Below are 23,251 nucleotides of genomic sequence, written 5' to 3'. Positions count from 1 at the left end.
CGGTCGGCGCGCGTGATCCGGGCCTCCTGTCTGCTAGCATTTCTCCAGCAGTGCGCTGATGCGCGCTGACTTCGCGTGTCCACAGGGTCGTCAACGGTTCGCCGTCTCCGACCCGGCACCCGACCACCGGTCCCGCTCTCACGAGCGGGCGGTCGCGTGCCAGGACACCAGGGATCACGACCTCCGGTCGTGCTCGACACAACCGCAACAGGGGCACAGCACAGCTGCGCTCCGAGAACACAGAAGGAGGACGGCACATGGCCGTCGTCACCATCCGCCAGCTGCTCGACAGCGGCGTCCACTTCGGACACCAGACCCGTCGGTGGAACCCGAAGGTGAAGCGCTTCATCCTCGCCGAGCGCTCGGGCATCCACATCATCGACCTGCAGCAGTCGCTGGCCTTCATCGACCGCGCGTACGACTTCGTCAAGGAGACGGTCGCGCACGGTGGCACGATCCTCTTCGTGGGCACCAAGAAGCAGGCGCAGGGCTCCATCGCCGAGCAGGCGACCCGCGTCGGCCAGCCGTACGTCAACCAGCGTTGGCTCGGCGGTCTGCTGACGAACTTCCAGACGGTCTCCAAGCGCCTCGCGCGCATGAAGGAGCTCGAGGAGATCGACTTCGACGACACGACGAAGGGCTTCACCAAGAAGGAGCTCCTCATCAAGAAGCGCGAGCTGGACAAGCTCCACAAGACCCTCGGTGGTATCCGCAACCTCACGCGGACCCCGAGCGCGCTCTGGATCGTCGACACCAAGAAGGAGCACCTCGCGGTCGACGAGGCGCAGAAGCTCGGTATCCCGATCATCGGCATCCTCGACACCAACTGCGACCCTGACGAGATCACGTACCCGATCCCGGGCAACGACGACGCGATCCGCTCCGTCGGTCTCCTCACCCGCATCGTCGCCGACGCCGCGGCCGAGGGCCTGAAGACCCGCCACAACGGTGGCGACGACGAAGAGGCCGCAGAGCCCCTCGCCGAGTGGGAGCAGGAGCTCCTCGGTGGCGACGCCGCGACGCCGTCCGCCGACGCCGCTCCCGAGGGTGCGACCGTCGAGGAGAACAACGCTGACGCGCAGGTCGCCGCGAAGGAGATCGGCGAGCCGATCGCCGACGACGCGAAGAACGCGGAGCCGACGGCCGAGGCCGAGGCAGCCGCGGAGACCACCCCCGCCGAGTGACCTGTCGCAGGCGCCGGACCCGATCGGGTCCGGCGCCTGCGTCACCACTCTCCACACACGTACCGTCCAGAAAGGACAGTCAATGGCAAACTTCACCGCTGCTGACGTGAAGAAGCTCCGCGAGGACCTCGGCGCCGGCATGATGGACGCGAAGAACGCGCTCGTCGAGGCCGACGGCGACTACGACAAGGCCGTCGAGCTGCTCCGCATCAAGGGTGCGAAGGCCGTCGCCAAGCGCGACGACCGTGCCACCTCCGAGGGCGTCGTCGTCGCGAGCTCCGAGAACGGCGCCGCCACGGTCGTCGAGCTCGCGAGCGAGACCGACTTCGTCGCGAAGAACGAGAAGTTCACGACGCTGGCCGACAAGGTGCTCGGGGCCGTCGCGGCCGCCGGTGCAGCTGACGTCGCCGCCGCGAACGCCGCCCCCGTCGACGGCAAGACCGTTCTCGAGGTCGTCAACGAGTCGGCCGCCGCACTGGGCGAGAAGCTCGAGGTCCGCACGGTCCGCCGTGTCGAGGGCTCGGCCTTCGAGATCTACCTGCACAAGACCAGCCAGGACCTGCCGCCGCAGATCGCCGTCGTCATCGCGTACGAGGGTGACAACGCTGCCGAGGCCCGCTCGATCGCCCAGCACGTCGCGTTCGCGAACCCGACGTACCTGACCCGCGACGAGGTCCCGGCCGACGAGATCGCCAAGGAGCGTGCGACCGTCGAGGCGATCACGCGCGAGGAGGGCAAGCCCGAGGCTGCGCTCCCGAAGATCGTCGAGGGTCGGGTGAACGCCTACATCAAGCAGGTGTCGCTCCTCGACCAGGACTACGCGAAGGACAACAAGATCTCCGTCGCGAAGGCCGCCGAGAACGCCGGCATCACGATCCAGGGCTTCGCCCGCGTCAAGGTCGGCGCGTAACGAACCCGTGACGGGGTCAGGAACCAACCAGGTTCCTGGCCCCGTTTTTCGCGCCTCCGGGCGCGACACACACGCGACACATCCGCGAGTACATTTCCACGAGACCACGACGAAGGGTGCGATCAGATGACCGACGAGAAGACCGGACGACGCCGCGTACTGCTGAAGCTGTCGGGAGAGGCCTTCGGGGCCGGATCGCTCGGCGTGAACCCCGACGTGATCGGGGCCATCGCCAAGGAGATCGCCGTCGCCGCGCGCGAGGTCGAGATCGCGATCGTCGTCGGCGGGGGCAACTTCTTCCGCGGCGCCGAGCTCTCGCAGCGCGGGATGGACCGCGGCCGTGCCGACTACATGGGCATGCTCGGCACCGTGATGAACGCGCTGGCGCTGCAGGACTTCCTCGAGCAGGCCGGGGCCGCCACGCGCGTGCAGTCGGCCATCGCGATGACCCAGGTCGCCGAGCCGTACATCCCGCGGCGCGCCGAGCGGCACCTCGAGAAGGGCCGCGTCGTCATCTTCGGCGCCGGCGCCGGTCTGCCGTACTTCTCGACCGACACGGTGGCCGCGCAGCGAGCACTCGAGATCAAGGCCGACGAGGTCCTCGTCGCCAAGAACGGTGTCGACGGCGTGTACACGGCGGACCCGAAGAAGGACGCCACGGCCGAGAAGCTGCACCACGTGACCTACCAGGACGCGCTCCTGAAGGGTCTGAAGGTCGTCGACGCCACCGCGTTCTCGCTCTGCATGGACAACGGCATGCCGATGCACGTCTTCGGCATGGAGGGCGACGGCAACGTCCAGGCCGCCATCCGTGGCGAGCGCATCGGCACCGTGGTCAGCAACTGACCCGCACCGCTGACTAGACTCGACGCCAGTACCGAAGGAGTAACACCGTGATCAGTGATGTCCTGACCGAAGCCACCGAGAAGATGGCGAAGGCTGTCGAGGTCGCCAAGGACGACTTCTCGACCGTCCGCACCGGCCGCATCAACGCGGCGCTCTTCCAGAAGATCCCGGTCGAGTACTACGGCACGCCGACGCCGCTCGCGCAGCTCGCGTCGCTGCAGACGCCCGAGGCCCGCACGCTCATCGTGACGCCGTACGACAAGACGGCGCTCAAGGAGATCGAGCGCGCCATCGCGACGTTCCCGAACCTCGGCGCCAGCCCGACGAACGACGGCGACATCGTCCGCGTGACGATCCCGGAGCTCACCAAGGACCGCCGCAAGGAGTTCGTCAAGCTCGTGCGGACGAAGGGCGAGGACCACAAGGTCGTCATCCGGAACATCCGCCGCAAGGCCAAGGACGACCTCGACGCGCTCAAAGGTGAGATCTCGGACGACGAGATCTCGCGCGGCGACAAGGACCTCGAGGCCCTGACGAAGAAGCACGTCGACCAGATCGACGAGTCGCTGAAGAAGAAGGAAGCCGAACTCCTCGAGGTCTGATGCGCCGCCCGGACCAGGGCGGTGAACGCCCCACAGCAGAGCACGGACCCGACCACACCGGGCCCGTGAAGAAGGGGCTCCGCCAGGACTTCGATGCGCGTGCCCGAGCGGCCCGCACCGACTTCGAGGCGCAGCTCCGGCAGCGCAAGGCCGACTTCGGTGCGCGCAACGAGGCCCTGACGGCGCGCACCGGGCGCAACCTGCCGGCGGCGATCGGCATCGCGCTCGCGTTCGCCGTCGTCATGCTCGGCACGCTCCTCATCTGGCCACCGTCGTTCATGGTCGTGGCGGCGTTCCTGCTCGGCGTGGGCGTCTACGAGCTCACGAGCGCCATGCGCTTCGCGGGCCGGGACGTCCCGCGGATCCCGAGCGTCGCCGTCGCGATCGCGATCGTGCCGGCGGCGTTCCTGCTCGGGCAGGTCGCGGCACTCTTCACACTGCTCGGTGGCATCGTCCTGATCAGCCTCTGGCGTCTGATCGAGGTCGCGCTCTCGCGGCAGAAGCCGTCGGCCGGCGACGTGTTCCGCGACGTCACGAACGGCCTGTTCGTGCAGGCGTACATCTCGCTGCTCGGCGCCTGTGTCGTCCTGCTCTCCGCGCAGTCGCAGGGCAACCTGTGGGTGATCGGCTTCATCCTGGTCGTCGTCGCTGTCGACACCGGTGCCTACGCCACCGGGTTGAACCTCGGCAAGCACCCGATGGCGCCGCGGATCAGCCCGAAGAAGACGTGGGAGGGCTTCGCCGGATCGGTCGCAGCGAGCATCATCGTCGGCATCCTGGTCGCCTGGCTCATGCTCGGCCTGCCCTGGTGGACCGGCGTCGTGCTCGGCGTGCTGATCTCCGGGTCGGCGACCCTGGGCGACCTCACCGAGTCGATGATCAAGCGCGACCTCGGCATCAAGGACATCTCGTCCTTCCTGCCCGGGCACGGCGGACTGCTCGACCGCATCGACAGCATCCTGCCGTCGGCTGCCGTCGCCTACGTGCTGTACCTGATCGTCAACCACTGACCGACCTCGATCGACCTCGTCGGCCCACCCTGAGCGCCGCCCTCAGCGCGTCCAGGTTGTGCCACGGGTCGGGACTGGCAGAATGACGCCGTGGCCACCACCTTCCCGACCGCAGCCCGCTCCGCCCTCGGATACGACGTCGACGAAGTCGAGCGTTTCCTCGAGGACGCCCGTCGTGCGTACTCCGCCGACGACAGCGCCCCCGGCATCGAGGCTGCGAAGATCCGCGCCACCGCGTTCTCGATGCGCAAGGGCGGCTACTCCACCTCGCACGTCGACGCAGCGCTGGAGCGCCTCGAGGACGCCTTCGCGGCCCGGGAGCGCGAGCGGGAGATCGGCGACGCCGGACAGAAGGCCTGGTACGCCGAGGCCCGCACGAAGGCCTCCGACGTCGTGGCCCGCCTCGAGCGCCCGGACGGACAGCGGTTCAACCGGGTGAGCGTGCTCGGCACCGGCTACCACCCGAAGGACGTCGACGCGTTCGCGGCCCGCCTCGGTGGCTACTTCCGCGAGGGCAAGCCGCTGAGCCTCACCGAGGTGCGGTCGATCGTGTTCCGCCCGAAGCACGGCGGCTACCGCGAGGGCCAGGTGGACGCGCTGCTCGACGCCGTCGTCGAGGTCATGCTCGCCGTCCGCTGACGACGCGCTGCACCCAGGTGCTTCGCTTTCCGTGATCGTTCCGTTACCCTGGTCCTACTCATGGGCAGGCACACGGCAGACCACAGCTCCGACCGCGATCCCCGCGAGCACCTCAGCCTCCAGGCTTCGGGTGAGCGCCGCGCGGCACTGAACCGAACCCGTACGGCGGACACCTCGGTGCTCCCGGCGAACCCGCAGGTCCTGCCGGAGACCGGTCCCGTCGCGACGCCGAAGTCCGTCGCAGCGAACCGCGTGTCCGACGAACGCATCGCCGCGTTCGCGCACGAGGCCCCCGCGGCCCGGGTGGACCCGCGTGCCGCGAAGCAGCGCACCGCGACGGCGCAGCAGCCGAGCCGTGGCGCAGCCGCCGCGGTCAACGCCTTCGCACGGAAGCGTTCCTCGGTTCCGGCGTTCTCGTTCGTCGGGGTCTTCCTCTTCGTCGGTGCGTCGCTCTTCAACCCGCTCCAGGCCGACGTCGCGCAGGCCGCGGTCGACACCCCGGTGCTCGTGAAGACGCCGCAGGCCCCGCAGCAGTACACCGCGCACGGCACCTACGGCGACGCCGCTGCCGACCGTGACGGCTACGGCGTGACCGTGCCGGCGCCCAAGGTCGTCAAGCCGGTCGTCGAGGAAGAAGCCGACGACGCCACCACCGACGACACGACCGACGCCGCCGCGACCGAGACCGAGAGCGTCTCCGCCGCGAACACGCTGGCCGCCGTGGCCGCGACGCCCGACGCGGGCAGCGCACAGGCCATCGCCCTGCAGCTCGTCACGGCCCGGGGTTGGGGCACCGACCAGTACAACTGCCTCGTCTCGCTGTGGAACAAGGAGTCCGGCTGGCGGGTGAACGCCTACAACCCCAGCGGTGCGTACGGCATCCCGCAGGCGCTCCCGGGCAGCAAGATGGCGACCGCCGGTGCCGACTGGCAGACGAACCCCGCGACGCAGATCACGTGGGGTCTCAACTACATCTCCGGGGTCTACGGCACGCCCTGCGGCGCCTGGGGCCACAGCCAGGCCAACAACTGGTACTGATCGGCAGTTGGGGTGCCGCGCAGCAACCGGCCGCGGCGTCCCCGTGGTCGCGACGTCGAGCCTGACGAGGACACCGGCCTCGATCGGCTGATGAGCTCGTGGAAGCGCACCGAGGTGCGTCGCGGGCGGGAGTACCTCGTCCAGCCCGTCTCCGCGGCCTCGGCGCAGAAGGAGTACGTCTGCCCCGGGTGCGGCGGTACGGTCCTGCCCGGCACCGCACACGTGGTGGTCTGGCGTTCCGACGGGGTCCTCGGCGACGCTGCCGACCTGGCATCACGCCGACACTGGCACAACCACTGCTGGAGCATTGCATGAGCGAGCACACCGAGCCCGACGGCGAGATCCGCTCCGCCACGCAGTTGCCCGCCCGCCGCACCGACGTCGAGCTCGTCACCGACGACCACCTCACCCTGGTCGGGGAGCTCGCCGAACCGGAGTCGCGCCCGGCACGGGGCACCGTCGTGACGCTGCACCCACTGCCGACCGCGCACGGCTTCATGGACTCGCACGTGCTCAAGAAGGCCGCCGCACGTCTGCCGGCGCTGGCGGACATCGCGGTCCTGCGCTTCAACTTCCGGTCGGTGACGTCACCACGCGGCACGTCCGAGGGCGTGTTCGGCGAGGGTGTCTCCGAGGGCTTCGACCTGCGATCCGCCGTCGCCGAGGTGGTCGACCGTGGTCTGCCGACGCCGTGGTTGGTCGGGTGGTCCTTCGGTACCGAGGTGATCCTCAAGCACGCGCTGGAACACGTCGAGGCCGGCACCGTGGCGGGCGCGGTCCTGCTCTCGCCGCCGCTGCACCGCACCACGGCGGACGAGCTCGCGCGCTGGGCAGCCGTGGACGTCCCGGTGGTGGCCCTGGTGCCCGAGCACGACGACTTCCTGCAGCCCGACGAAGCGATTGCCCGGTTCGCCGTCGCCCCGAACGTCCGGGTCGTCCCGATCGAGGGCGCGAAGCACCTGTGGGTGGGGGAGCGGTACGTCCGGATCGTCCTCGACGCCGTCGCCGACCTCGTCGTGCCGGGCAGCGCGCCGCTGCCGACGCACTGGCCGGTCTGACGGCACTCGCCGGTCCGACGCACGGTACGTGCCCACTTCGGTGCGGTGGGCCGACCGGGAGGCGCGACCCGCGCCTCCTGGTCGGCTCGCGTCAGCGTTCGGTCGCGTCCACTGCGTCGTCGGCCGCTCCGGGCGCAGTACCGGGTGCGGTCCCCAGCAGGCCGGTCGCGTGCGTGAGCACGCCGCGCAGGTTCTCCAGGTAGCCCGCAACGGCCTCGCGCTCGGTGCGGATCGCCGACAGTCGGTCCTCGGCCTCGGCGGTGATGGCAGCCGTGCGCTCCTCGGCATCGGAGACCATCCGGTGCACGCGGTCCTGGGCATCGGCGACGATGGTGCGGGCGTGCTCCTGCGCGTCGGCGGTGCTGGTGCGCTCGAGGTCGTCGGCTTCCTGCTGGAGCCGCTCGGCGCGCTCACGGGCCTCGGTGGCACGGCGCGTGGCCTCGGCGAGCTGCAGGTTCGCCTCGTCGAGGTACTTCTGCGTCTCGGTGACGGTCTCGTGGTGCTTCTGCAGGTAGTCCTGCTCGGCGTCGTCCCGGCGTGAGGCGAGCTCGGACTCGAGCGTCGTGCGGGCCTCGTCACGCTCGCGGGCGACCTCGGCACGGGCCTCGTCACGTTCCTTCGCCAGGTCGGCGCGCGCGGTGTCGATCTCCTGACGGAGGGCGGTGCGCTCGGACTCGAGGGTGTCGAGTTCGGCGGAGCGACGGTCGGCGATCTCGGTGTCGACCTCGGCGTGCTCGCGTTCGCGGCGGGCGGCGAGCGCGTTCTCGTGCTCGCGGTCCGCGCGTTCGGCGGCGGCGTCGGCCTCGGCGCGCTCCCGCTCGATGCGGGTGTCGTGCTCCTCGAGCTCGCGTGCGATGCGGTCGGCGGTCTCCTGCACGAGGCGCTCGTTCTCGACGCGCGTCTGTTCCTCGTCGACGCGCAGCTGCGCACGCGACGCTTCGGCCTCCTGTGCCAGGGCGGTGCGCGCCGAGGCGAGCTCCCGGTCCCACTCGGCACGGGCGGCGGCGAGTTCCTCGTCCACGACCCGGCGGCGGTCGGCGAACTCGCCGTCGATCTCGGCGCGACGTCGGTCGACCTCGGCCTGCAGCTCGGCGCGGCCGGTCTCGATCGCCAGGGTGTGCGCCTGCTGCTGCTCGTCGCGCTCCCGGTGCCACGCAGCACGCCCCTCGGCGACCTCGCGCTCGAGTGCCTGACGGCGGGTCGACTCCTCGTGGTCGAGGTCCTCGACCCGGCGGGCGTGGTCGGCCTCGAACACCGAGCGCCGGTGCTCGGTCTCGCGGTCGAGGTCGGCTGCGGCGGTGCGGGAGTCGGCCGACTCGCGCTGGGCGATCTCGCGCAGCTCGGCGACCTCGTGCTCGACCTGGGCGCGCAGGGCGTTCGTCTCACGGATGGCGACGGAGCGGACCTCGGCGGCCTCGGTCACCGCGGCACCCCGGATGGCGGCGGCCTCGTTGCGGGCGTCCTGGGTCAGCAGGCCGGCTTCGGCACGGGCACGCTCGACGGTGTCGGCGGCCTCGGCACGAGCACGGGTGAGTTCGTTGGTGGAGCGGGTGCGCGCGTCCTCGAGGGTGTCGCGGGCTTCTGCCTGTGCCTCGCGAACGGTGCGGTCGGCCTCGGCCCGGCTCGACGCCCGCAGGCGCTGCGCGTCGATGTCCGCCTGGCTGATGAGACGGGTGGACTGCTCCTCTGCCACGCGCAGGGTCGACTCGAGTCGCGTGCCCAGGCCGCTGTAGGTGGGGGTGCCGGCCTCGTCGAGTTCGCCCTGGAGCTCGGAGACGCGGGACTGCAGGAGACGGATCTCCTTCGCGGCGTCGGCACGGTCGGTGTTCGACTTGATGAGCTCACGGCGCAGGTCGTTCAGTGAGCGGTCGACGTCGTCGCGGCGGTACCCGCGCAGCTCGGTCCCGAACTCTGCCTCGTCGTTCGCCACGTGTCGCTCCTGGGTGCTCGGCGGAGGGCCCGATCCGGCCCGCGGTCGAGTGTAGTGGTGGCCCGACGGGGTCGTCTGAGTCCGACGACAGCCCGGATGGATGCGCTGCTCAGCCATGCTCGCTATCCTGAGTCGCTGATTCGCGCGCCGACATCCCCACCCCGGCGCGGTAGGGAGAGTGTTCGTGCGATTCGTCCTGGCGATCGTCAGTTTCGTCATCGGCCTGCTGCTCGTCGCGTTGGCGGTCGGACAGCGGACCGTGTTCGCTCCGCCGTCCTCGCTCGTCGCGGACAGCTCGACCACCAGCTCTGCTCCGGTCACCGTGATCCCCGGGTCGACGCTCAACGCGAACCCCGGCTACCAGCGCATCAACGTGTCCGGCTCCGGCAAGGTCTTCGCGGCGTACGGCAAGACGGCCGACGTCGACGCGTGGGTCGGTGACGCCGAGCACACCACGCTCCGGTTCGACGCCGAGAGCGCGAAGCTGGTGGGCAAGACCACCGGCTCCGAGGCGTCCGTCCCGTCGCCGAAGGGCAGTGACCTCTGGTACCAGGAGTACGACGGCTCCGGGCAGTTCACGGTCCGTCTGCCGCAGGACGTCTCGGTCCTCATCGTCAGCGACGGCACCGCCGCCGCCCCGAGCGACGTCTCGGTCACCTGGCCGAAGGACACCGCGACGCCGTCCGTCGGCCCCCTGCTGGTCGCCGGTGGCGTCTTCGCACTCGGCGGCATCGTGCTGCTGGTCCTGGCGTTCCTGCACCAGCGCCGCGGTCGTGGGCCGCGTCGTCGCAGCGGTGGCACCCGACCGCCGCGCGTGCGGGCCTCGCGCCGTGCCGCCGCCGCCGGTGCACAGGTCCCGACGCGGGGCCGCCGTGGATCGCGCGCGTTCATCGCGGTCCCCGTGGTGCTCGTCGGCACGCTCGCCCTGGCCGGCTGCTCCTCCGACTACTGGCCGCAGGGCGGGGACCCCTCGCTCGCGACCCCGACCCCCACGGCCAGCGCGACCGGCGCGGCGGAGACCACCGAGCCCACGGCGGCGACCAAGCAGCAGATCACCCGGGTCGTCGAGCGGATCGCCACGGTGGCGAAGCAGTCCGACGGCGCCCGTGACCGTGACCTGGCGAAGACCCGCTTCACCGGTGCCGCGCTCGACCTGCGCCTGGCGAACTACTCCATCCGCGGCAAGGACTCCGACGCCAAGGCACCGCCGGCGATCTCGGCCGGTCAGGTGTGCGTCGCGTTGCCCCAGCAGACCGACACGTGGCCGCGCACGGTGTTCGTGATCGTCGCCGAGGACTGCGACGCCAAGTCGGCACCGCAGGCCCTGACGCTCGTGCAGGACACCGCGCGCGACCCGTACAAGGTCGCCTACGACGTCTCGCTCGAGGCCGACGCCAAGATCCCGAGCCTCGCGCCGACGTCGATCGGCGCGGCGCTCCTGGCTCCGCAGTCGAAGCTGCTCGCGATCGCCCCGGACCAGGTCGCGACCGCCTACGGCGACATCCTGTCCAAGGACTCGAAGAGCGAGTACGCCGACCTGTTCGCCACCGAGGGTGACGGCCTCCGCACCACCATCGGCAAGGCGTACAAGGACAAGAAGGCGAAGTCCCTGCCGGACACGGCGAAGATCGAGTACTCGTCCGAGACCCCGGAGGACTCCGCCGTCGCGATCGCGACCGACGACGCCGGCGCGCTCGTCTCCGCCGACCTCAACGAGATCGAGAAGGTGACCCCGACCGCCTCCGGCGCCGAGGTCAACACCGAGGGTGCCGTCAGGGCACTGTCCGGGGTCGACACGAGCAAGAAGGGCATCAGCGCCACGTACGGCGTCCAGCTGCTCTTCTACGTGCCGCCGGTCGCCTCGGATGACAAAGTGGTCCTGCTCGGGTTCACGCAGGGCCTGACCGCAGCGAGTGAGGTGCAATGAGCAACATCCCCCCGACCCCGTCCGGGCTCCGCGGAGCCGTGGACCTGTCGTCCCTCGTCGACCGCGCACAGCGGCCGCCCCAGCCGCCTGCCGGTGCTCCGGCGCAGGCGGGAAGCCCGACCGGTGCAGCAGCGCCGGGCACCGAGACCGGCGGCGACCTGACCGTCCCGTCGCTCGTGCTCGACGTCACCGACGACACGTTCCAGGACGTCCTGGAGCTGTCGTCCGTGGTGCCGGTGATCGTCGACATCTGGGCCGAGTGGTGCGGGCCGTGCAAGCAGCTCTCGCCGATCCTCGAGCAGCTGACCGCCGAGTACGGCGGGCGCGTGCTGCTCGCCAAGGTGGACGCCGACACGAACCCGCAGCTCGTGCAGGCGTTCCAGGCGCAGTCGATCCCGACCGTGGCCGCGCTGATCGGCGGACGCCCGCTCGGGCTCTTCGTCGGCGCGCTGCCCGAGGCGCAGGTCCGCGACGTCTACGAGCAGGTGCTCCAGGCAGCCGAGCAGAACGGCGTCTCCGGTCGCGTCACCGTGGACGGTGCCGCTCCGCCGGACGACACCGCCGAGCAGGGCGAGCCGGAGCCGGAAGCGCTGCCGCCGCACCACCAGGCCGCGTACGACGCGATCGAGCAGGGCGACTACGCCACGGCGATCACCGAGTACAAGACCGCGATCCTGCAGGACCCGCACGACCAGATGGCCGTCGCGGGGCTCGCGCAGGTGTCGCTCCTGGACCGGCTGAACGGCCACACCGCCGACGACATCCGTGCCGCCGCCGGTGCGGGTCCGAAGGACGTCCAGGCGCAGCTCGCGGTCGCCGACCTCGACATCTCAGGTGGCCACGTCGAGGACGCCTTCGGGCGCCTGCTCGACCTGGTGCCGACGGTGTTCGGCGAGGACCGTGAGGCCCTGCGCGTCCGCCTGGTCGAGTACTTCGAGCTCATCGGGACCGACGACCCGCGCGTCGTCGCGGCCCGCCGTCGCTTGGCGAGCGCGCTGTACTAGCGGTCCGCAACCGACGAACGGGAGGCCCGGTGCCAGCTGGCACCGGGCCTCCCGTCCGTCTGCGGCCGCGTCCAGGACGCGGGCCACAGCTAGCGCTCGAGCTTGAGCCAGACGGCCCCGAGCGGCGGCACCACGAGGTGCGCCGATGCGGGGCGGCCGGCCCACGGGGTGTCCTCGGCGGTGACGACTCCGAGGTTGCCGACACCGGAGCCGCCGTACTCCGCGGCGTCGGTGTTGAGCACCTCGTGCCACTCGCCGGCGCTCGGCAGGCCGAACCGACGCTCCACGGGCACGCCCGAGAAGTTCACGAACACCGCCAGCCGGTCGTCGCCGTCCTTGCGCAGGAACCCGAGCGTCGAGTGGGGTGCGTCGCCGCCCTCGATCCACTCGAAGCCGTCGGCCGTGCTGTCGTGCGTCCAGAGCGCGGGCGTGTCCTTGTAGACCCGGTTCAGGGCGGCGACGAGGTCCTGCACGCCGCGGTGCCCGGGCTGGTCGAGGAGCCACCAGTCGAGCCCCTTCGCCTCGGACCACTCTGCGGGCTGGGCGAACTCCTGCCCCATGAAGAGCAGCTGCTTGCCGGGGTGCGCCCACATGAACGCCAGGTAGGCCCGGACGTTCGCGAGCTTCTGCCACTCGTCGCCGGGCATCTTGCCGTAGAGGGAACCCTTGCCGTGCACGACCTCGTCGTGGCTGATCGGCAGGGTGAACTGCTCACTGAAGGCGTAGACGAGCGAGAACGTGATCTCGTCGTGGTGGTAGCTGCGGTACGCGGGGTCGCGCTGCACGTACTCGAGCGAGTCGTGCATCCAGCCCATGTTCCACTTCTGGCCGAACCCGAGACCACCGGCGCTGGTCGGCTGGGTCACGCCGGGCCACGAGGTGCTCTCCTCGGCGATCATGACGATGCCCGGGTAGCGCTTGTAGGCGGTGGCGTTCGTCTCCTGCAGGAACGCGACGGCGTCCAGGTTCTCGCGGCCGCCGTGGATGTTCGGCAGCCAGTCGGTGCGGGAGTAGTCGAGGTACAGGATCGAGGCGACGGCGTCGACGCGCAGGCCGTCGATGTGGAACTCCTCGAGCCAGTACAGGGCGTTGGCGACCAGGAAGTTCCGGACCTGCGGCTGCCCGAAGTCGAACACGTAGGTGCCCCAGTCGAGCTGCTCGCCGCGGCGGGGGTCCGGGTGCTCGAACAGCGCGTGGCCGTCGAAGCGTCCGAGTGCCCACTCGTCCTTCGGGAAGTGTCCGGGGACCCAGTCCATGATCACGCCGATGCCGGCGGAGTGCAGGCGGTCGATCAGGTACCGCAGGTCGTCGGGGGAGCCGTAGCGTGCGGTCGGGGCGTAGTACCCGGTGACCTGGTAGCCCCACGAGCCGCCGAACGGGTGCTCGGCGAGCGGCAGGAACTCCACGTGCGTGAAGCCCGTGTACTGCACGTGCCCGATGAGCTGGTCGGCGACCTCGCGGTACGACAGCCCGGGGCGCCACGAGCCGAGGTGGACCTCGTAGACGCTCATCGGCTGGTCGTGCGTGGTCGTCTCCGCGCGGCGTTCCATCCAGGCACGGTCGCCGTCGGACCACGTGTAGCTCGACTCGGTGATGACCGAGGCGGTGGCCGGGGCGATCTCGGCCTCGCGGGCGAACGGGTCCGCGCGCTCGACCCAGCCGGAGTCGGTGAGGATCTGGAACTTGTACCGCTGCCCCGCGACGGCTCCGGGCCAGAACAGCTCCCAGACACCGAGGTCGCTCAGGCGGCGCATCGCGGTGGTGCGGCCTTCCCAGCCCTCGAAGTCGCCGATGACGCGGACGGCGGTCGCTCGGGGTGCCCACACGGAGAACGCGACGCCGTCGACGCCGTCGATCGTGCGGACGTGCGCGCCGAGGTGGTGCCAGAGCTGCTCGTCGCGGCCCTCACCGAACAGGTGCAGGTCGAGCTCGCCGAGCGTCGGGGCGAACCGGTACGCGTCGTCGGTCGTCCAGGTGGCGTCGTCCTCTTCCGAGGACTCGTCGAAGTCGTAGTCGGCCTCGACCCGGTAGCGCCCGAGCTCCTCGGCGGTGGCACCGGCCCAGAGACCGTCGCCCTCGTGGGTCAGCTCGACGTCGTCGCCGTCGAGCCGGACGAGCCGGACCGCCTGCGCCAGATGGCGCACCACGCGGACGCTCGTGCCACCGTCGACGGCGTGCGGGCCGAGGACGTCGTGGGGCTGGGACCAGCGGCCCTCGGCGACCTGTTGGCGCAGCCACTGCTCGACCGGAGCCGGGCGCGGGCCCGTGCTGTCGGCGGTGGCGGGCTCGGGAGCCGGCGGCGTCGGGAGGGCGGTCGACGGCGCGACGGTGGACGGGCCTCCGGTCGGAGCGCCCGAGGACGCGACGGCGTCGACGGACGGTACCCGCGGGTGCGTCGCGTCGGCGGGGTGCCCCGCCAGCGTGGCGGACTCGGCGACCCCGCGGTCGGGCGCCTCGCGCGGTGCAGCGGGAGCGCCTGGCAGGTCCTCGTCGGGGGCGGAGACCCGCGGCTCGTAGCGCGGCTCCGGCTTCGCGTCGGACGGTGTCCGCGCGGGCACGGGCGGCGGCGGGGGCGGGACCGGCGGTACGGCAGGGCCGCGGCGCGACGGCGGGGTCGGCTGGGGTGCGGTCGGGTCGTTCGTCATCGGTGCAGTCCTTCCACGACGAGCAGGTGCACGGGTTCCTGGAACGCGTCCAGGCGGACGTAGTTCGACGCGCCCCAGACCCAGCGCTGCCCGGTCACGACGTCACGGACGTCGAACCGGCTGTCGGCCGGCAGGCCGAGCGCAGCGAGGTCCAGGTGCACGGTGGTCTCACGCGCCGAGTGCGGGTCGACGTTCGCGACGACGATCACGGTGTCGGCGTGCCCGGAGCGGATGAACTCGCCGGACAGGTGCTTCGAGTACACGACGGTCGCCGGGTCGTCGGCGGCGTGCACGTGCAGGTTCCGCAGCTGGCGGAGCGCGGGGTGCGCGGCACGGAGCCGGTTGAGCATCGTCACGTACGGGGCGAGCGACGCGCCCTCGGCCTCAGCCAGGGCGAAGTCACGCGGCTTGTACTCGTACTTTTCGTTGTCGATGTTCTCTTCCGAGCCGGGTCGGGCGACGTCCTCGAACAGCTCGTACCCGGAGTACATGCCCCACGTCGGGGCGCCCGTCGCAGCGAGCGCGGCACGAACCTTGTAGCCGGCGCGACCGCCGAACTGCAGGTACTCGGTGAGGATGTCCGGTGTGTTCACGAACAGGTTCGGGCGCAGGTAGTCGCTCGTCTCGTGCGACAGCTCCTCGAAGTAGGACTCGATCTCTTCCTTCGTGTTCCGCCACGTGAAGTACGAGTACGACTGCTGGAACCCGACCTCGGCCAGTGCGCGCATCATCGCCGGCCGGGTGAACGCCTCGGCCAGGAACACGGTGTCCGGGTGCTCGTCGCGGACTTCGCGGATGACGCGCTCCCAGAACCAGAGCGGCTTGGTGTGCGGGTTGTCGACCCGGAAGATCCGGATGCCGAAGTCGATCCAGTGCCGCAGGACGCGCAGGACCTCGGCGACCAGGCCCTCGGGGTCGGAGTCGAACTGGATCGGGTAGATGTCCTGGTACCGCTTCGGCGGGTTCTCGGCCGTGGCGATCGAGCCGTCGGCGCGCTGCGTGAACCAGTTCGGGTGCTCGGTGACCCAGGGGTGGTCGGGGGAGCACTGCAGCGCGAAGTCGAGCGCCACTTCCATGCCGGTGTTCTTGGCGGTCTCGACGAAGTCGCGGAAGTCGTCCTCGGACCCGAGGTCGGGGTGGATCGCGTCGTGCCCGCCCTCGGGGGAGCCGATCGCCCAGGGGCTGCCGGGGTCGTGCGGCCCCGGGGTGAGCGTGTTGTTCGGCCCCTTGCGCGCGGTCGTGCCGATCGGGTGGATCGGCGGCAGGTAGACGACATCGAAGCCCATCCGGGCGACGGCGGGCAGACGACGGGCCGAGGTCCGGAAGTCGCCGCTCTTCCACGAGCCGTCCGGGTTCTTCTTCGCGCCTTCGCTGCGGGGGAAGAACTCGTACCAGGCGCCGACCCCGGCACGGGTGCGTTCGACGTCGAGCAGCTGCGTCGGGGAGTGCGTCCGGAGCGAGGTGAGCGGGGCTTCCTCGACCTCGGCCACGATGCGCGGGTCGTCGACGGCGGCCAGGCGCTCGGCCGGGTCGAGGTCGGTGTCGCGCACCTTGGCTGCCGCACGGGTGGCGGCGGGGGAGTCGGTCTCGTCGGCGAGCCGGTCGAGCAGCAGGGCGCCGTCGAGGAGCGTCGCCTCGGTGTCCACCCCGGCCGCGATCTTCAGCCGCGCGGCGTGCAGCCACGTGGCCCAGTCGTCGGAGTAGGACTCGACGTGCCAGGTCCAGACGCCGACGTGGTCGACCTGGACGGTCGCCTCGTACCGGTCGGTCCCGGGCGCGCCGAGGGCCAGGGGGACGGTCCTGGTGCCCCCGTCCGGGCGTTCGAGGACGAGGTCGGCGCCGATGATGCCGTGTCCTTCTCGGAAGACGGTCGCACCGAACGTGATCACCTCGCCGTCGAACGCCTTGCCGGGGAACCCGTTCGGCGTCCTCGGGGCGAGCTCGGTGATCGGGATGCGCCCGATCTTCGGTCGGCGGGGTCGGTCTGCGGTGGCCACGGAGCCGACGCTACCCGGCGAGCGCCTCCGCGTTCCCCGGAATCCGCCCGCTGTGGGCGGTCGGGCGCGCCGTGGACCTGTGGAGGAACCGGACGGGAGGCCCGTGGCGGGGCCGCCACGGGCCTCCCGTCCGCCCGCTGGTCACGTGCCGGGCGCGGGCCGGATCGCGCGCTACGCCGGCTCGAACAGGTGGATGCCGGGGCCGTACGCGGTGAACACCTGACCGGCGGGGCGGAGCCGCTCGTGGTCACGGTGCTTCTCGCTCGACCACGCGAGGCGGTAGCCGAGCACGTCCTCGCGCACCGGCAGCGTCAGGTCACGGGTGCGCCCGCTGCCGTGCACCACGACCAGCACGCGGTCGTACGGCTCGTGCTCGGGCGTCGACTCGGCGAAGTACTGCAGGACGCGGTGCACCGGCTGGTCCCAGCCCTCGATGGTCATCGGGTGCCCGTCCGGCCCGTACCAGGACATCCGCGAGGCACCCGGGGTCTCCTGCCCCTCGACGCCGAAGCGCGTCGGCCGGAGTGCGGGGTGCGCCTGCCGGAACCGGGCGAGCGCGGCGACGGCCTCGGTCATCGACTCGGCGTCCTCGTCGTCGGACCAGTCCACCGGGGTGAGGTCGTCGGACACGACGTACGCGTTGTTGTTGCCGTGCTGCGTGCGGCTCCGCTCGTCACCCGCGGTGAGCATCGGCACGCCGGCGGAGAGCAGCAGCGTCGCCGCGAGGTTCCGCATCGACCGGCCGCGCGCTGCCCGGACGCCGCGGTCGGCGGTGTCGCCCTCGATGCCGTGGTTGAACGAGCGGTTGTCGTTCGAACCGTCGCGGTTCTCCTCGCCGTTCGCCTCGTTGTGCTTGCCGTCGTACGACACCAGGTCGAGCAGCGTGAAGCCGTCGTGGGCGGTGACGAAGTTGACGCTCGCGAGCGGACCGCGGTCGGCACCGAAGACGTGGCGCGAGCCGGTCAGGGCGCCGGCGAGGGCGCCGATGCCGGTGCGGGGCATGCCGTTGCGGCGTTCCTCGGCGATGTCCGTCAGCCAGAACTGGCGGACCGTGTTGCGGAAGCCGTCGTTCCACTCACTGGTCCGGTCGCCGGCCGCCCCGAACGAGCCGGTCTTCCAACCGTCGGGTCCGACGTCCCACGGTTCGGCGATGACCAGGGTGTCCTGCAGGTCGGGGTGGTTCCGGATCCGCTCGAGCAGGGGGTGCTGCGGATCGAAGACGTGGTGGGCGTCGCGGGCGAGCGCGGCCATCAGGTCGAAGCGGAAGCCGTCGACCTGCACCTCGCGCGCCCAGTAGACCAGGCTGTCGACGATCAGGTCCGCCGTGGACTCCACCGAGGTGTCCAGGGTGTTCCCGCAGCCGGTGGTGTCGTAGTAGGTGTCCCGGAACGGCGGCGCGGCCTGGGTCCACCGGTACCGCTCCGCACCGTCGATGCCGCGCAGGCTGGTGGTGGGCCCGCCGAGGCCCTCTTCCGCCGTGTGGTTGTAGACGACGTCGAGCACCACCTGGATGCCCGCTTCGTGCAGCAGCCGGACCATGCCCTTGAACTCGCGCAGGACCGCGGACGCGCCCTCGGCCCGTGCGGGTGCGGAAGCGTGCGCGGCGTGCGGCGCGAAGAACCCGAGGGTGTTGTAGCCCCAGGCGTTCTCGCGGCCGGCGTCCCGCAACCAGTTCTCGGTGTCGAACGCGTGCACCGGCAGGAGCTCGAGCGTCGTGACACCGATCCGGTGCAGGTGCGCGATGGTGCTCTCGTGCGCCACCCCGGCGTACGTGCCGCGCAGGTGCTCCGGCAGGTGCGGGTTCGCGGCGGTCAGGGTGCGGACGTTCGCCTCGTAGACCACGGCGCGGTCGAGCGGGACCGTGGGCTTGACGACGCCGCCCCAGTCGAAGGCGTCGTCCACGACGACGCTCGTCCAGCGGGGCGTGCCGAGTCCGGTCGGGGCGATGCCGCGGGCGTACGGGTCGAGCAGGGGCCGTGTCGGGTCGAACTCGTTCCGCGGTCCGACGGGCCCGTCGACGAGCAGGTGGTACCGGTCACCCGGGGCGGCGCCGGGGGTCTCGGCCGTCCACAGGTCGGTCGCCGGCAGCCGCTCGAGCGGGTACCGGACCGGCTGCCCGTCCGCTCGCTCGACGACCACGACGACGGCCGTGGCGGTGGCGGACCGCAGGGAGAACCGCGGGACGTCGGCCCCGAGGTCGAACCCCGGGGTGTGGTCGATCGCTGTCTCGTGCACCCGACAAGGGTACGAGGACCGGCGCGTATCCTGGACACCGCTCGTTCCAGGGGGTGCAGATGCCGGTCTACCTCGACCACGCCGCGACGACGCCGATCCTGCCGGAGGCGCTCGCCGCGTTCACCGATGCGCTCGGCACCGTCGGCAACCCGTCGTCGATCCACAGCGCCGGGCAGCGCGCCAAGATGCTGCTCGAGGACGGTCGCGCCGCGGTCGCCCGGTCGCTCGACGCCGACACCGTCGAGGTCGTCTTCACCTCCGGCGGCACGGAGAGCATCAACCTCGCCGTGAAGGGCCTGTTCTGGGCCCGGCAACGCGACCGTGCCCGCCCCCGCATCGTCGTGCCGGGTGGCGAGCACCACGCCACCGTCGACACCCTGACCTGGTTGGAGACGCACGAGGGGGCCGTCATCGACGTGGTCCCGTTGGACGCGCAGGGTCGCGTCGACCTCGTCGGACTGGAGGCACGGCTCGCCTCCGCCGACGACGTCGCCCTGGTCACGTTCCTGTGGGCGAACAACGAGGTGGGCACCATCCAGCCCGTGGCACGGATCGTGGAGCTGGCGCACGCCGCTGGCGTGCCCGTGCACAGCGACGCCGTCGCCGCCTACGGCCAGGTGCCGGTGTCGTTCGCCGCGTCCGGCCTCGACGCCCTGAGTGTCTCCGCGCACAAGGTCGGCGGACCGGTCGGCATCGGTGCGCTGGTGCTCGGGCGGAAGGCCACCGTCGAGCCCCTCATCCACGGCGGCGGGCAGCAGCGCCAGGTGCGGAGCGGCACCCAGGACGCCCCCGCTGCGGCCTCGTTCGGCGTCGCGGCCACGATGGTCGCCGCCGAGCCGATGCCGCACCCGTCGCTCGTCGCCCTGCGCGACCGGCTCGTCGCCGGAGTCCGTGCGGCCGTGCCGTCCGCCGTGCTGATGGGGGACCCCGACGACCGGCTGCCCGGCAACGCGCACTTCACGTTCCCGGGCTGCGAGGGCGACTCGCTGCTGTTCCTGCTCGACGCGGCCGGGGTCGCCGTCTCGACCGGATCCGCGTGCCAGGCCGGTGTGCCCGAGGCGTCGCACGTGCTGCTCGCGATGGGCCTGTCGGAGCAGGACGCCCGCGGCGCGCTCCGGATCACGCTCGGACACACCTCGACCGATGCGGACGTCGACGCCTTCCTGGCGGCGCTGCCGGACGCGGTCGCGCGGGCCGGGGCTGCGGGCATGGCGTCACGGGAGCCGTTGCTGGGGCGGTAGCGCGCCCGCCGGCGCGGGTGCGACGCCGACCGGCCTGCCGCGCCGGTAGGATCGGTGACCATGGTCGAACTGGACTTCACCGAGCAGCTCTCCGCCCTCCGAGAGACCTTCGGCAACATCCGCTCGGTGGTCGACGTCGACCGCCTGCAGCGTGAGATCGCCGACCTCAGCGAGCAGGCGGGCGCCCAGGACCTCTGGGACGACGTCGAGCACGCGCAGCAGGTGACGAGCGCGCTCTCGCACCGGCAGTCGGAGCTCAAGAAGATCACCGACACCGAGCGACGCATCGACGACCTCGAGGTGCTGGTCGAGATGGCGAACGAGGGCGATGACCAGGACTCGGCCGACGAAGCCGTCGCCGAGCTCAAGGCGGTCCAGAAGACCATGGGCGACCTCGAGGTGCAGACGCTCCTCGACGGCGAGTACGACGACCGCCCCGCCGTGATCACCATCCGCGCCGGGGCCGGTGGCGTCGACGCCGCGGACTTCGCCGAGATGCTCATGCGCATGTACCTGCGGTACGCCGAACAGCACGGCTTCAAGACCACCGTGATGGAGACGTCCTACGCCGAAGAAGCGGGCATCAAGTCCGCCACGTTCGAGGTCGACGCGCCCCACGCCTTCGGCACCCTGTCGATCGAGGCCGGCACCCACCGACTCGTGCGCATGTCGCCGTTCGGCGCAGCGGGCAAGCGGCAGACCTCGTTCGCCGCGGTCGAGGTCATCCCGCTCATGCCGGAGACGATGGTCATCGACATCCCCGAGAACGACATCCGCGTCGACGTCTTCCGTTCGTCGGGCCCCGGCGGGCAGTCCGTCAACACGACCGACTCCGCGGTGCGCCTGACGCACATCCCGACCGGCACCGTCGTCTCGATGCAGAACGAGAAGTCGCAGATCCAGAACCGTGCGGCCGCCATGCGCGTGCTGCAGTCGCGCCTGCTCCTCCTGAAGAAGGAAGAGGAGAACGCGAAGAAGAAGGAACTCGCCGGCAACATCACGGCGAGCTGGGGCGACCAGATCCGGTCCTACGTGCTGGCGCCGTACCAGATGGTCAAGGACCTGCGGAGCGAGCACGAGGTGAACAACCCCTCAGCCGTGTTCGACGGCGACCTGGACGGCTTCATCAACGCCGGCATCCGCTGGCGCAAGCAATCCGTCGACGCGTAGGGGTTCGTGAGCCGCGCGCCTCGCTTGCTTTCCAAGCGGGGCGACCTACCCTGATCCGGTCATGATCAAATTCGACCAGGTCACCAAGGTCTACTCGGGCAACCCGAGTCCGGCGCTCGACAACCTCACCCTCGAGATCCTCAAGGGCGAGTTCGTGTTCCTCGTGGGCGCCTCGGGTTCCGGCAAGTCCAGCTTCCTGCGCCTCGTGCTCAAGGAGGAGAAGCCCTCCCGCGGCCAGATCCACGTGCTCGGGCAGCGCCTCGGGTCCCTGGCGTCGCGGAAGGTCCCGTACTTCCGGCGCAACCTCGGCGTCGTGTTCCAGGACTTCCGACTCCTGCCCAACAAGAACGTCTTCGACAACGTCGCGTTCTCGCTGCAGGTGATCGGCAAGAGCAAGGGCTTCATCAGCGAGGCCGTCACCGACGTGCTGAAGCTCGTCGGACTCGCGGGCAAGGCGACCCGCATGCCGCACGAGCTCTCCGGTGGTGAGCAGCAGCGCGTGGCGATCGCCCGCGCCGTCGTCAACAAACCGGCGATCCTGCTGGCCGACGAGCCCACCGGCAACCTGGACCCCACCACGTCCGCCGGCATCATGGCGCTCCTCGAACGCATCAACCAGGGAGGCACCACCGTGCTCATGGCGACCCACGACGCCAGCATCGTGAACCAGATGCAGCGTCGGGTCATCGAGCTGTCGAACGGCACGGTCCTCCGTGACGAGCAGTCCGGCGGCTACCAGACCCAGGCGGTCCCGATCCAGCGCGGCACCGTGTCGAACACCACCGGCATCCAGACCATCCCGGGGCTCATCCGATGAGGCTCGGGCTCGTCATGTCCGAGGTCGGCTCGGGCCTGCGGCGCAACGCGTCGATGGTCGTCTCCGTCGTCCTCGTGACCTTCATCTCGCTCACCTTCGTCGGGACAGCGATCCTGCTCCAGATGCAGATCAACCAGATGAAGGGGTACTGGTACGACCGGGCGCAGGTCGCCGTCTACCTGTGCACCGACACCGACACCACCGGCAACTGCACGGGTGCCAAGGCCACCGAGGACCAGCGGAAGCAGGTCCAGGCCCAGCTCGAGTCGTCCACCCTCAAGCCGTACATCGAGAAGACGTACTACGAGGACCAGGACCAGGCGTTCACCCGCTTCAAGGAGCAGTTCAAGGACTCCGCGGCGACCGAGTTCGTCAAGCCCGAGTACCTGAACGAGACGTTCTGGGTGAACCTGAAGAACCCGTCGCAGGCCGACGTCCTCGTCGAGAGCCTGTCGAAGGTCGCCGGTGTGCAGAGCGTCGTCGACCAACGCGGCTACCTGCAACCGATCTTCAACCTGCTCAACGCGTCGTCGTACACGGCGATCGGCATCGCGGCGCTCATGCTCGTCGCGGCCGTGCTCCTCATCGCGACCACGATCCGGTTGTCCGCCTTCAGTCGCAGGCGAGAGCTCGGCATCATGCGGCTGGTCGGTGCGTCGAACCGGTTCATCCAGACGCCGTTCGTGCTCGAGGGGGTGATCGCCGCCGCCATCGGAGCCGTCCTGGCGGGTGGTGCCATCACCGCGGTGGTGTGGTTCTTCGTCCGGAACTTCCTGGCCGAGCGCTTCACCGGCACAGCCTTCATCGGCATGGGGGATGCGGCCATCGTGGTGCCGTCGGTGATCGTCATCGGGGTGTTGCTCGCCGCGGTGTCGGCGTCGATCGCCATCCGCCGCTACCTCAAGGTCTGATCCGCCGCGCCGGGAAGGTGCGTGCGGCGCCTGCTGTTGGGTAGTCTGTAGGGCTGCGCAGCGCAGTGCCCGGTACGAGAGGAGTCG

General features: G+C 70.8%; 19 protein-coding genes. 15 read left to right on the top strand and 4 right to left on the bottom strand.

Features of this window, described 5'->3' with window-relative positions:
- The first annotated feature begins 257 nt into the window (after window positions 1-257).
- The 9 genes from rpsB to EDF51_RS04180 all read left to right on the top strand — a co-directional run bounded on the left by rpsB (window position 258) and on the right by EDF51_RS04180 (window position 7,287).
- Window positions 258-1,184 carry a 30S ribosomal protein S2 gene (gene rpsB, locus EDF51_RS04220; protein WP_111086086.1) on the top strand — a complete coding sequence of 309 codons (927 nt, stop codon included), beginning with the start codon at window positions 258-260 and terminating at the stop codon, window positions 1,182-1,184.
- Between the two features lie 82 nt (window positions 1,185-1,266).
- The gene (gene tsf / locus EDF51_RS04215) at window positions 1,267-2,094 is read left to right on the top strand and encodes a translation elongation factor Ts (protein ID WP_111086087.1); all 828 of its coding nucleotides are present in this window, start codon (window positions 1,267-1,269) and stop codon (window positions 2,092-2,094) included.
- A 126-nt stretch (window positions 2,095-2,220) separates the two neighbouring features.
- Entirely contained in the window at window positions 2,221-2,940 is a 720-nt protein-coding gene (gene pyrH / locus EDF51_RS04210) for a UMP kinase (RefSeq protein ID WP_111086088.1), read from the top strand.
- 47 nt (window positions 2,941-2,987) lie between these two features.
- Complete coding sequence (gene frr, locus EDF51_RS04205; protein WP_111086089.1) at window positions 2,988-3,542, top strand: ribosome recycling factor; 555 nt, start codon at window positions 2,988-2,990, stop codon at window positions 3,540-3,542.
- Between the two features lie 65 nt (window positions 3,543-3,607).
- Window positions 3,608-4,552 carry a phosphatidate cytidylyltransferase gene (locus EDF51_RS04200; protein WP_132100211.1) on the top strand — a complete coding sequence of 315 codons (945 nt, stop codon included), beginning with the start codon at window positions 3,608-3,610 and terminating at the stop codon, window positions 4,550-4,552.
- Between the two features lie 90 nt (window positions 4,553-4,642).
- On the top strand, window positions 4,643-5,191 hold the full coding sequence (locus EDF51_RS04195; RefSeq protein ID WP_111086090.1) for a DivIVA domain-containing protein: 549 nt from the start codon (window positions 4,643-4,645) through the stop codon (window positions 5,189-5,191).
- 60 nt (window positions 5,192-5,251) lie between these two features.
- Window positions 5,252-6,229, top strand: a complete 978-nt coding sequence (locus tag EDF51_RS20240) for a lytic transglycosylase domain-containing protein (protein WP_243837068.1) — start codon at window positions 5,252-5,254, stop codon at window positions 6,227-6,229.
- A gap of 12 nt (window positions 6,230-6,241) precedes the next feature.
- Window positions 6,242-6,544 (top strand): hypothetical protein, encoded by a 303-nt coding sequence (locus EDF51_RS04185; RefSeq protein ID WP_235035894.1) that lies wholly within the window; start codon window positions 6,242-6,244, stop codon window positions 6,542-6,544.
- Window positions 6,541-7,287: an alpha/beta family hydrolase gene (locus tag EDF51_RS04180; protein ID WP_134193914.1), complete on the top strand. Its 747-nt coding sequence runs from the start codon at window positions 6,541-6,543 to the stop codon at window positions 7,285-7,287. The genes EDF51_RS04185 and EDF51_RS04180 overlap by 4 nt, the downstream gene beginning before the upstream one ends.
- Window positions 7,288-7,378: 91 nt before the next feature.
- Here the strand turns inward: EDF51_RS04180 and EDF51_RS04175 are convergent, their stop codons facing one another.
- Complete coding sequence (locus EDF51_RS04175) at window positions 7,379-9,217, bottom strand: hypothetical protein (RefSeq protein WP_134193912.1); 1,839 nt, start codon at window positions 9,215-9,217, stop codon at window positions 7,379-7,381.
- Between the two features lie 184 nt (window positions 9,218-9,401).
- Between EDF51_RS04175 and EDF51_RS04170 the strand changes: the two genes are divergently transcribed.
- Together EDF51_RS04170 and EDF51_RS04165 are read left to right on the top strand one after the other, a co-directional pair.
- Entirely contained in the window at window positions 9,402-11,144 is a 1,743-nt protein-coding gene (locus tag EDF51_RS04170; RefSeq protein ID WP_134193910.1) for a hypothetical protein, read from the top strand.
- The gene (locus EDF51_RS04165) at window positions 11,141-12,148 is read left to right on the top strand and encodes a tetratricopeptide repeat protein (RefSeq protein WP_132100214.1); all 1,008 of its coding nucleotides are present in this window, start codon (window positions 11,141-11,143) and stop codon (window positions 12,146-12,148) included. The genes EDF51_RS04170 and EDF51_RS04165 overlap by 4 nt, the downstream gene beginning before the upstream one ends.
- An 89-nt stretch (window positions 12,149-12,237) precedes the next feature.
- Here EDF51_RS04165 and glgB read toward each other — a convergent pair whose 3' ends face one another.
- The 3 genes from glgB to EDF51_RS04150 all read right to left on the bottom strand — a co-directional run bounded on the left by glgB (window position 12,238) and on the right by EDF51_RS04150 (window position 19,025).
- Window positions 12,238-14,793 (bottom strand): 1,4-alpha-glucan branching protein GlgB, encoded by a 2,556-nt coding sequence (gene glgB / locus EDF51_RS04160; protein ID WP_207906691.1) that lies wholly within the window; start codon window positions 14,791-14,793, stop codon window positions 12,238-12,240.
- On the bottom strand, window positions 14,790-16,790 hold the full coding sequence (locus EDF51_RS04155) for an alpha-1,4-glucan--maltose-1-phosphate maltosyltransferase (protein ID WP_173168709.1): 2,001 nt from the start codon (window positions 16,788-16,790) through the stop codon (window positions 14,790-14,792). The genes glgB and EDF51_RS04155 overlap by 4 nt, the downstream gene beginning before the upstream one ends.
- Window positions 16,791-16,961: 171 nt before the next feature.
- Window positions 16,962-19,025: an alpha-amylase family glycosyl hydrolase gene (locus EDF51_RS04150; protein ID WP_132100215.1), complete on the bottom strand. Its 2,064-nt coding sequence runs from the start codon at window positions 19,023-19,025 to the stop codon at window positions 16,962-16,964.
- Window positions 19,026-19,084: 59 nt separating this feature from the next.
- Between EDF51_RS04150 and EDF51_RS04145 the strand changes: the two genes are divergently transcribed.
- The 4 genes from EDF51_RS04145 (at window position 19,085) to ftsX (ending at window position 23,164) form a co-directional block, all read left to right on the top strand.
- Window positions 19,085-20,266: a cysteine desulfurase family protein gene (locus EDF51_RS04145; protein ID WP_132100216.1), complete on the top strand. Its 1,182-nt coding sequence runs from the start codon at window positions 19,085-19,087 to the stop codon at window positions 20,264-20,266.
- A gap of 60 nt (window positions 20,267-20,326) precedes the next feature.
- Entirely contained in the window at window positions 20,327-21,436 is a 1,110-nt protein-coding gene (gene prfB, locus EDF51_RS04140; RefSeq protein WP_132100217.1) for a peptide chain release factor 2, read from the top strand.
- 61 nt (window positions 21,437-21,497) lie between these two features.
- The gene (gene ftsE / locus EDF51_RS04135; protein ID WP_111086441.1) at window positions 21,498-22,253 is read left to right on the top strand and encodes a cell division ATP-binding protein FtsE; all 756 of its coding nucleotides are present in this window, start codon (window positions 21,498-21,500) and stop codon (window positions 22,251-22,253) included.
- A complete protein-coding gene (ftsX, locus tag EDF51_RS04130) occupies window positions 22,250-23,164 on the top strand; it encodes a permease-like cell division protein FtsX (protein WP_111086440.1) in 915 nt (304 codons plus the stop codon). The genes ftsE and ftsX overlap by 4 nt, the downstream gene beginning before the upstream one ends.
- The last annotated feature ends 87 nt before the right edge of the window (window positions 23,165-23,251 follow it).

This window comes from Curtobacterium sp. PhB25 (assembly GCF_004365375.1).
Lineage (GTDB): Bacteria > Actinomycetota > Actinomycetes > Actinomycetales > Microbacteriaceae > Curtobacterium.
The sequence above is the reverse complement of the archived record's forward strand: the minus strand, read 5'-3'. Positions and strand labels throughout refer to the sequence as shown.